The sequence below is a fragment of the Paenibacillus enshidis genome, from assembly GCF_042136365.1.
Lineage (GTDB): Bacteria > Bacillota > Bacilli > Paenibacillales > Paenibacillaceae > Paenibacillus > Paenibacillus enshidis.
Map to the genome: position 1 here is coordinate 26,338 of NZ_JBHHMI010000014.1, position 15,826 is coordinate 42,163.

The following is a 15,826-nucleotide window of genomic DNA, read 5'->3' on the forward strand; positions in this document are numbered from 1 at the left end:
GGAGTGTTTTGAAAAAAATTATGAATTTTGAATGTGAAAATTAGAGGTAAAGGGCGACAGCAGGGTCTCGGCGATTTCGTCAATAACCCTATTCATCGCCAGCGGGCCATAATAGCCAGTCCAGAGTGCTGTATGACAATGACGGACCCGGCCGCTGCGAACAGCGCTCATACTTCTCCATAAAGGGCTTTGCTGATATAGCCGGGTCTGCTCCCGATTCTTGTTGTCGGTTAGGACGAACAACCGGTCTGCCTGCAGCTCCAAGAGCGCCTCCAGCGGAATCAACGAGCTCGTGCCCGGCTGCTTCACCGCGAGCGGTGGAGGTGCAAGGCCAAGATCTTCATAAAGCAGGCGGGCGGTCCGGTGTCTATCGGTATGCAGTCGTATGCTGCCGTCACGCGGCCGGATCAGCGCTACGGTCTGCTCACCGCCACCCTCAAGTCCGCGCCGCAGCCGATCCAGCTTGGCATTAAAGGTGTCAAGTGCCTCCAAAGCCTGCTGCTTTCGGTCAACCAACTCTCCAAATCTGAGCAGTGTCAACCGCCAATCTTCATAGCGGTCGAACATCACGGTCGGGGCTATAGCAAGCAGCTCTCCATAGCACTGCTCTTGAAACGAAGTGCATACAACGAGATCGGGCCGCAGCTCAGCCAGCGCCTGCAGATCGGGCTGCTCCTTCGTCCCTAGACGGGCCATGCTTCCTATTGATTCCATTAAAGTGACCGGGAGCCCGTCGGTCTCAACACTGCAGGTTACGCTGCCTGCCGGACAAATGCCAAGTGACAGCAATTGATCTGCATATTGGTAATCAAGCACAGCGATCCGCTGGGGCTCACGCTCAAGCTCAAGTGTTCCGCGCATATGCGGAATACGAATCTTGCCATCTGCGTGAGCCAGTCCTCCGGTGCACATCAGTGTCAGCGACAACAGGGCCCGGAACGATTGCGTAGCTCTTCCCCTCTGATGATAACTATCGAATCTGGCGGGAACAATGACAGTTTGCGACACCGCACTTGGAGAAATGCGACAATTTGTGCATTTTACTTCTGAAGATAGGTTGCCTGCGGTCAGCATCTGCTTATAACCTCTCGGTGACAAGCCGGTCTTTTTTTTGAACAAACGGCTGAAATAATAGCTATCGGGATACCCCACCTCCTCAGCGATCTGAGCGACAGGCCGGTTACCCTGCTCCAATAGCCGCTTGGCATGCTCCAAGCGAATTCCGATCAGATGCTCCATCGGGCTGTGCCCGAAGCGTGCCTTAAAGCCTCTTTGCAGTTGGCGCGGGCTTATGCGAAGCCGCTCGGCCAAGGAAGACAATGTGAGGGGCTCGCTATAACAGGCTTCCATATGCCGGAGTGCAGCAGCGATCATATCCTGTTCCTCCGTCTTCTCCTCAGCTCCCTCCAGCCTTTCCAGTTCGGTCAACAGCAAATGAACGAAGGCGTACAGCCGCTGCTTCGTCTCCAGCCGTGTCAGCGGTTCTTCCTGCTGCCACAACCTGTCCATATCAGAGGACATACTCCTATATACGGCTGCTGCTCCAGGGGGGACTGCATAACAGGTGCGGAAGTGTTGGACGGCCGTCTGCGGTTCGGTCAGCCCACCTGGCAGCGGATGTGGAAGCGACGCTTTGAACAGAATCAGGAAGAATTCCAGACCATTCGAAGCCTGACTGATATACAGGCGTGTTCCCTTTTCGACATGAACGACCGGCGCCTCCTCTGCACTGCAGATCACACCGCCTGTCTCAATCCGTGCCATCCCTGACCCCGATACGAGAAAAAGCTCTGCTGGAGCACAATAATCAAATTCTTCCCCTGGCTGCAAGTCCCCCCTGCGGATATCCACAATATCCACGGAAGCGTATGACCATAGCAGGATTTGATCACGTATCGACATCCTTTCCCAACCCCCAGACTTCCAGAATTTATATTTATTCTATTATAGATTCATTGATAATCATTATCAACAACTTGCCATGTACCAGTATTGTTTTCCGCAAAGTCATCCGTCCAACCATCAGACCGACGGTTCATACTCGCTCAGCTTGCCTTCGTAAATGAGCTGCAGCCGCTCGCTCTGCCGGAAATCGTCCGGCGTGACGAGCGCGGGCAGCTTGTTCCAGATGTTGATGCCGGACCGTTGCAAAATTTCCGCGACAAACTGCGAGCAAAAATAAGAGTTGCTGAATTCAACTGGTTCCTTCAAGGCGACACCGATCACGCCCAGCAGGTTGTACATATATTTCTGACGGCTGCGGACAAAGATATGCAGAACCCGTCTCATTTTCTCGACCTCGCGCTCGGAGACCCGCAGCTCATAAATAACACATGTTGTGTTCGGGTACTTGCTGAACGTGCCTGTCTTGATATCCTCCTTCACAAATCCCCCGTTCAAAGGATTGCCGGGATGCTTTCTGCCGAAGCTATACAGCTCGGAAAGCTCCCGGTCAAAGGAAATCGAAGCATGGTTGTAGGGTGCCTTCGTATAGGTTTGAATCACTCTCGTAAACAGCGTTCCAGTATTCGTAAGCAGTATAAAAACCGATCTCCCATCTTCCATTTTTAAAAATGCCCCTTATCAAGTTTGCAGTATTCCTTCATAATAACATAGGTCCCGGTAAATAAATTTCATTTTGTGATAAGTTGGTGATTGGCCGTGAACGGTTCATACTATACGCTAGCCCTTATATTCGCTGCCCTGCTCGCTATCCAGTTGATCTATTCTATTGTGAGCAAATTACAATCCGGCAAGGATTACACCGCCATCGGTTACCGGATCAAGACGTGGTGGGGCATGTTCTTTATATTCTGCCTGGCTACCCTGTTCAACTCGGTGGTGTCGCTGCTCTCGCTCATGGTGCTTGCCTTCTTCGCACTGAAGGAGTACTTCTCCATGATCAAGACGAGAAAAGCCGACCGTCGGCTGTTTCTGTGGGCATACCTCTCCATTCCGGTGCAGTTCTACTGGATTTATATCGGATGGTACGGCATGTTTATCGTTTTTATTCCAATTTATGTGTTCCTGTTTCTTCCGCTCCCCCGGCTGATCAACAAAGGCACGGTCGGATTTCTGCGCAGCGTCAGCTCGACCCAATGGGGACTTATGCTGATGGTGTTCGGGCTCAGCCATCTGGCCTATTTCCAGTTTGCGACGCCACAGTATGGTGCGGGGCTTGTGCTTTATCTGGTCGTGCTGACACAGCTAAACGATGTGGTACATTATCTGGCCTCCATTTACTTCGGCAGGCGGAAGGTGGTGCCGACGGCCAACCCGCATTTAACGTGGGAAGGCTTTGCGAGCGCATTTGTCGTTACAACCGCGGTTTCTTATCTGATCTATCCTTATCTGACGCCGCTGGATTCGACCTTCGGGCTTGCTTTTGGCATGCTGATCAGCCTGAGCGGATTCTTCGGTAGCCTGACCGTGTCCGTGCTGAAGCGGGATCTGTTAATCGCCGATGACGATAAATTTGATGCTCTGAAGCAGAGCTACTTAAGCCGGGTCGACAGCCTGACCTATACCTCGCCGGTCTTTTTCCATGCACTCCGTTATTTCGTTGATTTTATGTAAAACAACCTGAATCCTTTTTAAGGACCCAGGTTGTTTTACATAAGCCGGCCTATTAGATCTCATCCGGAATGTTGACCAGCACCTGATACTCGGTATCCGGCTGCAGGTCTTTCAGAATGCCATCGGCAACAAGGACTTCATCGGCATACACCTCTATGGCGTCAAGTCCCGGCACCTTCTTCATGACGATGTGAAGCTCGGCGCCTCTGAAGTCCCGTTTGACCGAAGCCTCTTTCCACCCGGCAGGAAGCTGCGGTTTGATCTGCAGCCCTTCCTTGCAGCCCTGCAGGCCGAACAGCCCGTCGATCAGGCAGCGGTACACCCAGGGAACCGTTCCCGTGTTGAACAGATGGCTGGAACGGCCTGCGGTGCGCGGGAACTGCCGGTAGGCTCCGCGATAATAGTTCGGTATAAATACTGGCAGCTGGCCGCGCTGCACAATATCCTCCAGATCCGGTCCGGGGATCATTTTACGCAGCAACCGGAAGGCATCTTCCTTCTCCCCGACGGTATAAAGCGCGTAAATGTAGAATGCCGCCGCATGATTGTATACCGCGCCGTTCTCGGCGGATCCCGGATGCTTCTGCGTAACCCTGCCCACATCCTCCCGCATCGAGGTGAAGGACGGTGCCAGCTTTTCTACACCATAGGGCGTCTCCAGCTGCTCCGTGACCGCCCGCATCAGCTTGCTTTGCTTCTCCTGGTCGGCGGCGCCGCTCAGCATGGACCACCCTTGTGGATTGATGAAGATGCGGCCCTCCCGGTCAGTGCTGATCCCGAACTTGACGTTGTCATCGGTGATGCCGCGCGCGTACCACTCGCCATCCCACAGATATTGGTTGACGACCTCATTGGTCTTTTGCGCGTCAGCCCGAAATTCCTTGGCCTTGTCCGAATGTCCGCTGCTCTCGCATATCCCTGCCCATACGTTGAACGCATAGGCCGTCGCGATGGTCAGCCAGCCGGAAACGCCTTTGCCCTTGTAACCGACCATATTCATCGGATCACACCAGTCGCCCTGGTTGATATAATTCAATCCCCGTTCATCGCGGTCGTTCATCAGCCAGAACATGGCCTTGTTGATATGCTGGAATACGGATTCCGTTTGCTCGCTGTCGGCATAAGGAACCTTTTCCTCCAATATGGAGTAATCGTTCGTCTCATCCAGATAGGTGCTCAAGCAAATGGGCAGCCAGACGCAATGGTCCGTATGCGGAACCTGATTAATGTACTTCAGCTCCGCATCCTTGTGCAGTATGATACCGTCCGGCATGGCACCGTTTGCATTTTGCTGCCTTAAGGCGATCAGGAAGGCCTCTCTGGCCGTCTGTGGCTTGATGTAGCTCATCCCCATATGGTCCTGCAGGAAATTGCGCGTCTGCGGATCAGTTGTGAGGCGGTTCGTTTGTCCGTGATAATACATTTGCCGCGGCAGCCAGTGATTGACGAAGTTATCCAGATCCGGGTCCGGCGTTGCAATCTCGATGCGGCCTCTGCCTTCCCGTATGTAGCGGTCATATTCCCGTTCAGCGGCCGTGAAGCCGTCTTCGCCATCCGCATTGGTATTCAGCAGGTAATTGCTGCGGATTTGGGCAACCTGTTCTTCATCCCTGGCCGGTCCGAAAATGAATCTGTAGGCCTCCTCTTCGCCTGGCGCCAGCTCTATTCGATACTGCAGGACAGCGGCCGGCGTTTCGTACCTTGCGTCCCCTTTGGACAGAAGCTCCTGATCCCGGATTCCGCTTGGCATGGTAATGCCGCCCTCTCCTTCGAAGACCTCCTGGTTCACTTCCCAAGCCGCAGGCTTCCGCTCCGCGATCAGAAAGGTTTTGTCGCTGAATTCCTTGATTTTAGAATAATCCTGATATTTCTGATATGGCGTGATCGAAGTACACACAATGGCTTGCAAATCCTCGTGGTATTGACCGGATTGGTTCATCCATGACATATACCCTACAGTGAAATAAGGGTAGATACTTAATTTCCGCGGGGCTCCCGACAGGTTCTTCACCTTCACGCGCCACAGCTCCATGGCGTCTTCCCGCGGCAGGCTCAAGCTCATTTCGACATGAATGCCCTTGCATTCCACCCTCCATACAATGCTGCTTTTTCCAATTGCAAAAGTGTATTGATCCGCCTGTTCGCGCACAGGCTCATAAGGGGCAGAGAAGACTTCGCCGCTTTCCTCATCCTTCACGTACAGAAAACGTCCGGGATGATGCGCATAATACGGCTGCTCGGGCTGCATGAACGTCTTCGCCTCCAGATTGGGAGCGTGAGAATACTTGGCAGGCTCAGGCTGCATGAACTGGGCCACGACGTATCCGCGGCAATTCACATGAATCATCATCTTCTCATTCCACAGAAACCCTGAAGCCTTGGGAAGAGCGGTAGGGGTCAACAGCTCATAATACTCTTGATCTTCCGATGGTCTGATCATCTTTCATACCTCTTTTCCACAGGTTTTACAACGATTCAGCAGATTGGAAGCAGTATGTGTCCGTTTGATTCTATCAATCTGCCATAAATTTTCCTGTCTATTATATCACTTTGAATGATCGCCCTGCAGCTTCCGGATCAATACGATTTGCCCAATATGGTATGCATTGTGGATTGCCGTATTGCTGACCAATTCCCACCAGACTGCAGGCACCGGAAACCCCACCACTGGCGCTTCAAGCCCTTCAACACTAAGCAGGTTTTGCCATTGCAGAAGCACATTGAGAAGTCTGTCTCTTAAATTGTGAAATGGGACATTCTCCGCTACGATAAAGCTTTTATTGTTGTCTTGCACCGCGACTGCCGCATCCATGCTCCCCTCCATGAATCTGGTCAGCCATATCTCGTTCCAATACAGCAGGTGGTGTGTGATCTCGGCGATGCTATGACAACCCGGAACAGGCTTCCAATAGGCTTCCTCCTCCAAAATTCCTTCAACAGCCTGTAAAAAAGGCAAGTGCCAGCTTGGATCATTCGCATTGGCCAGAAGCTGATTCGCAAGAACTTCCTTCGCATGTACCAATTCATTTCCCCCTTATTCGTCACTCCCTCAATCATAACGCAGACGAATGAAAACCGGCGATCTTAATTTAAAGAAACTAACCCTGATTTGAATCTCCGGCCGCTAATGGATATGATAGCTTTAACATTGTTTTGGGGAGGCTTCGTTACGTGGCAGTCTTAATCAACGAGCAAATAAAAGCTTCCGAGGTGGTGCTCACCGGACTACATGGCGAGAATCTCGGTGTCTTCTCCAGAGAAGAGGCGCTCTCCATGGCCCGCACTCAAGGATTGGACCTTGTCTGTACCTCGCTCATGAGCAGTCCCCCGCCCTGCAGTCTGGTCGCCAAGGGCAAGGGAAAGGCGCTTTCACAGCAGAAGAAAGCGGCAGCAGGCAAAGCGAAAGCGGACAGCGGCAAGCCTGCGGGGAAGAACGCTAAAGAGAAGGTCAAGGAGCTGCGCTTCACCGCCCATATTGAGGAACATGACTATGACACCAAGCTTCGTCAGGCGGACAAGCATCTGCGTTCCGGCAAGCCGGTGCAGCTGGTCGTAAGAGCAAGCGGGGCCAAAGAAGCCGCTGCCGCAAAGGCGGTGCTGGAGCGGCTGCTGGCTGATCTGAAAGAGACCGGAGTGAAGGAAACGGGCATCCAGACAAGCGGCAAAGGCTCGCAGGTAAAAGTAAATCCGCGATAAACGGTAAAAGCCGCACCATGGCATCCATATCCATAGTGCGGTTTTTATAATCTATATCTGCTCCTGATGAAACAAGTTCATCAATCTGACGGCATTTTCAGAGGCTCTTTCCAGGTTGCGTTGCCCTTGCGCCAATGCTTCCTCCAGGGAAGAAACGCCCTGCATAATCCCGAAAAGCGCATCGATTTTCTCATACAGCACCTCAATATCTTCCCCGACTCTCCCTGCAAAAGCAACAACCGGCTTGTCATATTTCTTGGCTATGGCTGCTACCCCATAAGGGGTCTTACCGTATCGTGTCTGAGAATCAAGGCTGCCTTCCCCCGTCCATACCATATCGGCGTTTTTGATTTTCGCCTCCAGCCCGGTATATTCAATAACAATGTCAATTCCTTTCTTTAAAGAACCATTCAAGAACACCATCAATCCTGCACCCAGACCGCCTGCAGCACCTGCTCCGGGTACGTCGGCGATATCTTGATGTAGCTCTGCTTTAATGACATTTGCATAGTTTCTTAAATTGCTGTCCAGAATCCCGACCATCTCCGGCGTGGCACCCTTTTGCGGCCCAAATACGGCAGAAGCCCCCTGCGGACCGCAAAGCGGATTGCTAACATCACAGGCGACCTCAACGGTAACCTCCTGCAGGCGCTGATCGAAATTCGTCAAATCAATACGGGCTAATCGTCCCAGCTCTCCCCCGCCGTATCCCAATTCCGAGCCGTTGCAGTCTAATAGCCTGCCTCCCAGTGCCTGAACTACCCCGGCCCCGCCATCATTCGTGACGCTTCCGCCGATCCCGATCAGCAGTTTTTTTACACCATGGTCCAGACAGGTCTTGATCAATTGCCCGGTGCCATAGGTGGTGGTGATCAGCGGATTTCTCTCCTCCGGGCGGACGAGATGAATACCGCTTGCACTGGCCATTTCAATGACCCCTGTGGCACCATCTCCGGATATTCCGTAAGAAGCCTCCACTTCCCTGCCCAGAGGCCCTGTGACACGCGCCGTATATTTCTTTCCGCTTGTCGCGTCGATCAGCGATTGCATCGTGCCTTCGCCGCCATCCGCCATCGGAACCTGAACGCAGGCAATACGGGAATTCGCTTTCTTAATCCCTCTCTCCATCGCCTCACAGGCCTCTTTCGCCGTCATGCTCTCTTTAAACGAATCCGGAGCCAGCAAGATCACAAAATCCTTTTTCATCCCCATCTCCCTTTCCGTTCATCTTTGATTGATAACGCTTTCTTATCCAATCATAGTACAAATGTTACTGTTTTTATATATGTGAAAATGAAAAATCCATAGCTAAACATACTGGCGGGAAATCCGGAACTATAGACAAAGCCTGCTTTTAAATCATCTCTGAAATTGCTATCCTATAAATAAAGCTTGTCTATTCGGCCAAAATAAAAAATTGAGGTGAATTTAAAATGAGCAGCATCGGTAGAAATGAGCTTTGCCCTTGCGGGAGCGGAAAAAAATACAAAAAATGCTGTCTGGAGAAGGACCGAGCTTTGGAGCAGACACATCAGGCTGTCTCTCTCGCCACTATGAAGGATGAGGATATCGGCAGAGAGCTCGCTTCTTTTGCCAAGTCACCCGCCAAGCTGCGTGAATTCATAGGCCAGTTTGATTGGCCGAAGCAGGCACAGCGGCAATTGGCGGAAGAACTGGCTCTGGAGCTGTATGCAGAGTATAAACCAAGCTCTGAAATAATGCGCGAGACACTCGCCGGAACCATTGTGATGTGGCACAGCTTTTGCGAGGATACGAATCCTGGCTTCCGTAAACCGGGCGGTTATAAAGGGGCTTTAGAGTTCTTTTTTCTGATCGATGCCCTGGATGATTTTCCAAACCAAAGCGAGCTGGCCATTAAGCATGGCATTTCCGCCTCCACACTGGCCAACTGCTTGAACAAGCTGGAGGATCATTTTGAAGAAAAAGGAATCCTGGCATTGAATGAACTCGAAGACGACCCATTCCAGCCATCCCCCGCTTTTTCGAATCTGGAGCATGAAGCAAAGATAGCCGAGATAACCAGTCTGCTGAAAGCCCAAAATTTTGATAGCATAGAGGACGTTCAAGCCTTTTTATCCGCTCAACTCAGCAATCCATCTGCTCAGCAGGCCTTCTCACCTGCGATAAATACGGATAAAGTCCTGGAGCTCTTGGTTGCCGCCGATAACGAGTCATCACCCGCCAAACGCAAGAAGCTGCTGGATCAGGCGATTCAAATGGATCCTGAGCATCCCGATACACTCATTATGTTATCAGAGGATGCGCCAACCATTGGAGAGTCCATGAAACTGGCCCAATCTGCCATGGAATCAGCAGCCAAGAGATTGGGAGAGGCTTTCTTCAAAGAAAATCGCGGACATTTCTGGGGACTCATTGAAACCCGGCCGTTCATGCGTGCCAAAGCCGCTTATGCCCATTTATTATCATTGTCCGGCAGACTGGGCACGGCTTGCGAGCATTATGAACAACTCCTTGAATTGAATCCGAGTGACAATCAGGGAAACCGCTACGATCTGCTTATGCATTATTTGCAACTGGAACGATTAAATGAAGCTGACCGGCTGCTCAAATCTTACGGGGATGAGGCCACTTGTTTTATATTGTATGACAAGCTGATCCTGGAATACCTGAGAAACGGTGTGACAGAACATCTGAATTTCTTATATCGATTGGCACGGAAAGAAAACAAGCATGTTCCCGCCTACCTTCTCGACCAAAAACGGCTTCCTGCGGACATACCGTATTCTTATTCAATGGGCAGCACGGAGGAAGCGGTCACCTACGCCTTTTCACACGCACGAATTTGGGATCAGCTGCTCGGTTTAAAAGATTGGATGGCAAAGACAAAATAAAACTTCCCCCAAATCATGAGGTCTCTATGGAGTAATGGGCTCTAACGAACGGTCCGTTACTCCATGGACTGGTGATTGGAGCTAGGATTCGAAATATTTTTGTTTAACATAGTAATATGCCGGCTTTTCACCCTTCTGATCTACAAGTGACATTTCAAGCAGCTCTTTTATCATTTTTCTGATCGTTGCTTCCGACTTGGCTAAAATTCCGGCCAGTTCCTTAATGGTAATACCACTGCTTGAGTCAAAGAAATGATTTTGCGCTAATATGAACATCATGTCTGTATACGTTTTATCCATGTTCTCAAAAATAGGATCTTGATTTAGCTTTTCATACGCCATTCTTAACAGTTCGCTCTTTTCTTTTAATTCAGCAGTCATTTCAATTAGGGCCTCTAAGATAATTGCTAAAAACGTTTCAATAAAATAATTCAGCTCACCTCTGCTTTTTATACTATTTGAAATTTCAAAAGCCTCTAAATATTTATTTCTATATTTATTACATCCTCTTGACAAAGAAAGTGTAGAAATGCTCCCTAATGCTTCAGTTAAATACATACTGCTTATAAATCGTGAAGTTCTGCCATTTCCATCATAAAACGGGTGTATATACCCAAAATAGTAGTGGCCAATTGCAACCTTAATTAAAGGAGGCACATCATCGTTTTCATTCATAAAATGAAGCAATTTCTCTACAGCATTCATGATTGCCGTTTCTGGTGTAATGCCATGATGAATGACTTTCCCCGTCCCCGACTTTTTTAGTACGTACGTTGATTCTCTTCTGAAAACTTCCCCATCCGGTAATTCTCGCCAATCTAACTCCCCTTCTGTGATATGATCATAAATTTCTCTAACGTCTTGCGGCTTTTTAGGAAAATGAACATCATCAGTAATGAGCGTCAAATAGGATTTGATCATGCTGCCAAATCTTTTTTTTGATTTTTTATTTAACTGTATCTCTTTAGTACTTCGGGCAATTTCCTCTCGAGTGCTTTTTACTCCTTCTAATTCATTTGTATTGAATAACTCTTCGACTAAACATTCATTAATAAACTGATTTTGTGCAGCCTTGGGAAGGGCATCAAATTTTTTTTGGAATTCCGCAGAAATCAAATGAATCTTACTTACCGTTTTTATCATCTCATTTGAGGGTATGTAAAACAATTCATATACGTTGGGCTGGCTCATTGGCTTAATATTTAACCTCAAATGAACAGCCGAATCGTAATTAAATCTCTGGTCATATATTTTATTGAAGTCACTGCTTGTTTTTTCATGGAATATTTTAAACATATATCTCACTCAGAACACCCCCATTTCTTATATAAGAAGAATTTTCACACATGAGCCTATAAGTGTCCAGGCTTATCTGCAAAAAAGTTCTTATTTTTTAAATTAAGACACCATTTCATCCGACTTAATACTTTAATACTAGCCCCGCAAGAGCACCTGCCATTACCATTCTTTTTTAGCTTGACTCTTTTATTACAGTATGGACAGACTTTTTTGCAAATACCCGCACGGTCGTATTGGTCTGCGTACCCCCAACCAGTAAAACACAAAAAAACACCAGAGGATAAAGAGCAGGAGCAGTTTTCCCTGTCTCTGCTTTTTTACTATATAAATTCACAATCTCAAAGCAAAAAACAGCTTCATGGTCATTAGAAGCTGTTCCTGCTAAAAAACACTTTGTTCCTAACCCTAAAACAAGCATTAGAGAAAGTTATTTAATTCATCTTCAAACTGTGCTCCAAAAATATTCACATCTTCTTTTGAGACCTTTAGTGTAAACAACGTTCCAATATCCATTAGTATTACTAAATAAAGATCAGTTTGTTCTTCATGCATCCATTTAATTTCAAGATGCTTTTCAAAGTGAGAAAAGTATCCATCATATTCTTCATTTGGGAAAGTTTTTAACATCTCAATAAAGTTATTTATGGTTAAGTTTGTCCACCCAATTTTTTGTTCTCTGATTAAACTAGAATCTGTAAAGTATTTCAGTAACAACTGGCTACCCTCATAATCTCCTGGGATATGAGAAATAAATTCATATTCAATATACCTATTCTGGTTTTCGCAGTCTCTTAAGACAGCCACTGATCTTCCTCCTTACGTTAAGTAAAGTACCACCATCGACGGCAGTACTTTACTTATTTCAAATCCATGCTTAAATAATATGATTATTCAAATTTAAAATTTGCAGAAACCCAACGACCATTCTTCACCCTATTATCGATTGTTTTAATACTTTCCGTTTCGTAAATAGTGATTACGGTATTTTGAATGTTATCGATAACAAGAACAACTTTATTGCTTCTGTCAAACATAATTCTCGAACTACCTCGGAGAGTATCATAATATTTTTCAACCCTATACATTCCTGAAGGCTTTTCTGCTAGAAGGTTATCAACCATTAAACTTGTAATACCATCTTTAACAGCCTCTTCAATAGCATGTTTTGAAATTTGGGTTACTATATTTCTTGAAGTTGCTTTTACAGTTTGAGAAGTACCCTGTTTAACGACTTGCTTAAAAATAATTTCTATCAGTTTTTTTATTATAATATTAGCAGGCTGTGCTTGAGTAGAAAATTTGTTTTTAGCCAATTCATTATAGTAGGCATCATAACCTTCTCTTATCTCTAAATCATGTTGATCTTCAATATAAACGGATTCTTTCCTATCATCACCATATGTATCTTCAGTAACAGATGCAGATCCATTGGCAGACGAAGTACCAACAAGAATATACGAATGAACCTGTATCTGGCGGGGGAGCCGGAATAACTTCAGTTGCTCCTTCTTCGGGCAACACTTTGATTTTTCTCATAGGTACCTTTGCTGTCATTGTGGCAGGCACGGTTAGCTTTATTTTTATCAGAAGCAGAAAAAAACATTCTTAGTCGACTAAGAAGCTTAATATGAAAAAAGGAGCAGGTGTAAACTGGTACCCGTACACTCAGCACTTTTTTGAAGTGTCTAGTGTATGGGTACCTTTTATAAACCGCTCTTCTTTGTCGCGAGTGTGCTCACTTCAATACGGATTCTCTCCGCTTGTCCATCAGCGCTTGAATCTTCTCGGCCGTGCCGTCCGGAAGCGGGACGTGGACCGATATTTCAAGCTCCGTGGACTCTAAGGGCTGCAGCGTAAGATGGTCAAATTTCAATATGCCTGCCTCTGGATGGCACATGATTTTATACGCATCAGAAGCATGCAATACGTCATAGCTCTGCCAATACTCTTTGAATTCGGAACTTGCCTCACTCAACAATTGAACTTGTTCAGTCCACCAAGGATCATCCACGTATTTGGCATACTCCGCCCGGAATCTGGCAATGGTACGCCTGGCGTGAGCCTGCCACTGATCCCCTTTCAAAACACGAAAATAGTCCGATGTGAACGTGATCCAAAGAAAGTTCCGCTCTCTTTCCGACTGGTCTGACAGATTCGCAAAATCGCCCTTAAACACAATGAATGCCTCATTCCAGGCGAGTATGTTCATTCTGACATCCATAACCGCAGCGGGAGATGTCCCCAGGCTATCAAGATGCCGCTGAATTACCGGGCTGACCTGCCCATCCAAGGAACGGGGGCGTTCGGGAGGAAGCTGACGGTGAGCCAACAGAAACATATGCTTGCGTTCCGTTTCATCCAGCTGCAGCACTCTCACCAAGCTTTCAAGCACTTCAGTGGATACATGGATTTCCCGCCCCTGCTCCAAGTAGGTATACCATTCAAGACTGATGCCTGCCAGCGTCGCCACCTCAGCCCGGCGAAGACCCGGCGTGCGCCGTCGTCCTTCAGGCAGACCGAGCTGCTGGGGAGATATGCGTGCCCTGCGATTGCGCAAAAAATGGGCCAATTCACTGTAACGGTTCGGTTGTAATTCCGACAAATCCATCCCCCTCCATATGTTCACCCAAAGTAACTTGGTAGTGGCAGTACTAGAATAAACGCACCTCTGAATATGCATTTAACTTGATTATACAATGGGCTTCGTGCAGAAACAGCACAAGACAAAAAAGGAGCGATACGCAATGAACATACAAAATAACACAATCCTGATCACAGGTGGAGCTACGGGTATCGGGCTGGCGCTTGCTTCCAGATTCCTGAAAAACGGTAACAAAGTTATCATCACCGGCAGAAGAGCGGATAAGCTGCAGGAGGCAAAAGATATTTATCCAGAGCTGGTTACTTATGTTAGCGATGTATCCAAAGAGGAGGATCGTGTTGCGTTATTTGAAAAAGTAACCCATGATTTCCCCGATTTGAACGTCTTATTTAACAATGCCGGAATCATGCACTACCTGAATTACGATGGTACGGAACCATGGACACATATTGATCTGGAAATAAAAACTAATTTATCGGCACCCATTCATTTAACCCGGTTATTCGCACCCCATCTTCTTAAGCAAAAAGAAGCCGCGATTCTAAATGTAACATCCGGGCTGGCACATGTACCTTTGGCCGCTGCCCCTGTATATTCTTCCACAAAGGCAGCCCTGCATTCCTACACGCAATCGATGCGGCATCAGTTCCATGGTCAAATCCGAGTCATCGAGGTGTCTCCACCCCTCACAAACACCGATTTAGGTATCCCAGGTGCAAACACGGCAGGTATCCCCGTGGACCTTTTTGCGGATGAAGTCATGGCTGGATTAGAGCGCGGTGAGGATGAAGTCACTTACGGCTTTTCCAAGCTCACGGCTAACGCTTCCCGCACAGAGCGGGACGAGCTTTTCAACCAGCTGAATGCCCATAACCACGCTTAAGGTGAGTACTGAGCTGCCTCGCCCACTCTAAGTGGACGGGGCAATTCCTCTTTCAAATATTTATAGAGCTTCTGGCCCGCCAATTGGAACGGATATGCTGATTCCTTACACAACATCCCGAAGGTCATGTGGATGAGATTTCCGCTGACCATCCTGACCGTTACTCCCTTCGTTTCTTTCTGCACCATAATTTTAGGCACAAGGGCGACTCCAAGCTCGTTCTCGACATAAAATTTCAACGCCGTCATGCTCCCGATCTCCATCGTATCGAGCAGCACATTTCCCTTTTCCTGTAGCACCACCTCCAGCTTTCTCCGATATGGACAAGTTGCAGATGTGATGAGCAGCCGATATCCCTGAAAATCTTCCGGTATGATCACCTCTTTCTGTGCTAACGGATGATTCTCTGGCATTAGTGCCACGAACTCCTCCTGAAATACAGGCTCATAAAATAATCCCGATTCCAGCTCGGGTGCCGTACAGAGCGCAAAATCGATTTCTCCTTTAAGAATCCGTTCGCTAAGGGCCGGGGTGTTCGAAATGTCTACAGAAATCCGGATATTCGGATATATGGACATAAACTTCCCCAGGATCGCAGGCAGACGGTAGCTGGCCGTTGGCTCTGTCACGCCCAGCCGGATATGACCCGATTCCCCTGATTTCAAATCCGACAGACGGGTCTGAAGGTGCTCCATATTTTTGATGATCTGCAAGCTTTGGTCGTAAAATAGCCTGCCGGCTTCCGTCAGGCCGATTTCTTTGCCGCGTTCGATGAGCTGAACCCCCAGCTCTGCTTCGAGCTTTTGCATTTGCATGGTGACTGTGGATTGAGCGTAGTTCATTTCCTGTGCGGCGCGTATAAAGCTGCCATGTTGAACGATCATTTTACAATAAAGT

14 protein-coding genes and 1 pseudogene are annotated in these 15,826 nt (G+C 48.0%); 5 read left to right on the forward strand and 10 right to left on the reverse strand.

Going from position 1 to position 15,826, the window contains the following annotated elements:
* Window positions 1–18: 18 nt before the first annotated feature.
* Complete coding sequence (locus ACE41H_RS15905) at window positions 19–1,902, reverse strand: helix-turn-helix domain-containing protein (RefSeq protein ID WP_375356414.1); 1,884 nt, start codon at window positions 1,900–1,902, stop codon at window positions 19–21.
* 120 nt (window positions 1,903–2,022) lie between these two features.
* On the reverse strand, window positions 2,023–2,565 hold the full coding sequence (locus ACE41H_RS15910) for a hypothetical protein (RefSeq protein ID WP_375356415.1): 543 nt from the start codon (window positions 2,563–2,565) through the stop codon (window positions 2,023–2,025).
* 96 nt (window positions 2,566–2,661) lie between these two features.
* On the opposite strand from ACE41H_RS15910, the gene ACE41H_RS15915 reads away from it, so the two are divergent.
* Window positions 2,662–3,576 (forward strand): phosphatidate cytidylyltransferase, encoded by a 915-nt coding sequence (locus ACE41H_RS15915; protein WP_375356417.1) that lies wholly within the window; start codon window positions 2,662–2,664, stop codon window positions 3,574–3,576.
* Window positions 3,577–3,628: 52 nt separating this feature from the next.
* Here the strand turns inward: ACE41H_RS15915 and ACE41H_RS15920 are convergent, their stop codons facing one another.
* Together ACE41H_RS15920 and ACE41H_RS15925 are read right to left on the reverse strand one after the other, a co-directional pair.
* A complete protein-coding gene (locus ACE41H_RS15920; protein WP_375356418.1) occupies window positions 3,629–6,016 on the reverse strand; it encodes a GH36-type glycosyl hydrolase domain-containing protein in 2,388 nt (795 codons plus the stop codon).
* Between the two features lie 105 nt (window positions 6,017–6,121).
* On the reverse strand, window positions 6,122–6,598 hold the full coding sequence (locus ACE41H_RS15925) for a DinB family protein (protein ID WP_375356419.1): 477 nt from the start codon (window positions 6,596–6,598) through the stop codon (window positions 6,122–6,124).
* 149 nt (window positions 6,599–6,747) lie between these two features.
* Between ACE41H_RS15925 and infC the strand changes: the two genes are divergently transcribed.
* Entirely contained in the window at window positions 6,748–7,272 is a 525-nt protein-coding gene (infC, locus tag ACE41H_RS15930; RefSeq protein ID WP_375356420.1) for a translation initiation factor IF-3, read from the forward strand.
* A gap of 51 nt (window positions 7,273–7,323) precedes the next feature.
* Here the strand turns inward: infC and ACE41H_RS15935 are convergent, their stop codons facing one another.
* Window positions 7,324–8,478 (reverse strand): glycerate kinase family protein, encoded by a 1,155-nt coding sequence (locus tag ACE41H_RS15935; RefSeq protein ID WP_375356421.1) that lies wholly within the window; start codon window positions 8,476–8,478, stop codon window positions 7,324–7,326.
* 227 nt (window positions 8,479–8,705) lie between these two features.
* On the opposite strand from ACE41H_RS15935, the pseudogene ACE41H_RS15940 reads away from it, so the two are divergent.
* Both ACE41H_RS15940 and ACE41H_RS15945 read left to right on the forward strand, forming a co-directional pair.
* A pseudogene (locus tag ACE41H_RS15940) lies at window positions 8,706–8,750 on the forward strand (SEC-C metal-binding domain-containing protein); the annotation flags it as partial.
* Window positions 8,751–8,789: 39 nt separating this feature from the next.
* Window positions 8,790–10,145, forward strand: coding sequence for a hypothetical protein (locus ACE41H_RS15945; RefSeq protein ID WP_375356515.1), 1,356 nt, complete (start codon window positions 8,790–8,792; stop codon window positions 10,143–10,145).
* A gap of 81 nt (window positions 10,146–10,226) precedes the next feature.
* On the opposite strand, the gene ACE41H_RS15950 is transcribed toward ACE41H_RS15945, so the two are convergent.
* The 4 genes from ACE41H_RS15950 to ACE41H_RS15965 all read right to left on the reverse strand — a co-directional run bounded on the left by ACE41H_RS15950 (window position 10,227) and on the right by ACE41H_RS15965 (window position 14,046).
* Window positions 10,227–11,441, reverse strand: coding sequence for a Fic family protein (locus tag ACE41H_RS15950; RefSeq protein ID WP_375356511.1), 1,215 nt, complete (start codon window positions 11,439–11,441; stop codon window positions 10,227–10,229).
* A gap of 420 nt (window positions 11,442–11,861) precedes the next feature.
* Complete coding sequence (locus tag ACE41H_RS15955) at window positions 11,862–12,248, reverse strand: hypothetical protein (protein ID WP_375356422.1); 387 nt, start codon at window positions 12,246–12,248, stop codon at window positions 11,862–11,864.
* An 83-nt stretch (window positions 12,249–12,331) separates the two neighbouring features.
* Window positions 12,332–12,757 (reverse strand): DUF4258 domain-containing protein, encoded by a 426-nt coding sequence (locus ACE41H_RS15960; protein WP_375356423.1) that lies wholly within the window; start codon window positions 12,755–12,757, stop codon window positions 12,332–12,334.
* Between the two features lie 422 nt (window positions 12,758–13,179).
* Window positions 13,180–14,046 carry a helix-turn-helix transcriptional regulator gene (locus tag ACE41H_RS15965; protein ID WP_375356424.1) on the reverse strand — a complete coding sequence of 289 codons (867 nt, stop codon included), beginning with the start codon at window positions 14,044–14,046 and terminating at the stop codon, window positions 13,180–13,182.
* A 142-nt stretch (window positions 14,047–14,188) separates the two neighbouring features.
* Here ACE41H_RS15965 and ACE41H_RS15970 point away from each other — a divergent pair, with 142 nt between their 5' ends.
* A complete protein-coding gene (locus tag ACE41H_RS15970) occupies window positions 14,189–14,929 on the forward strand; it encodes an SDR family oxidoreductase (RefSeq protein WP_375356425.1) in 741 nt (246 codons plus the stop codon).
* On the opposite strand, the gene ACE41H_RS15975 is transcribed toward ACE41H_RS15970, so the two are convergent.
* On the reverse strand, window positions 14,926–15,813 hold the full coding sequence (locus tag ACE41H_RS15975) for a LysR family transcriptional regulator (RefSeq protein WP_375356427.1): 888 nt from the start codon (window positions 15,811–15,813) through the stop codon (window positions 14,926–14,928). The genes ACE41H_RS15970 and ACE41H_RS15975 overlap by 4 nt on opposite strands.
* Window positions 15,814–15,826: the final 13 nt, after the last annotated feature.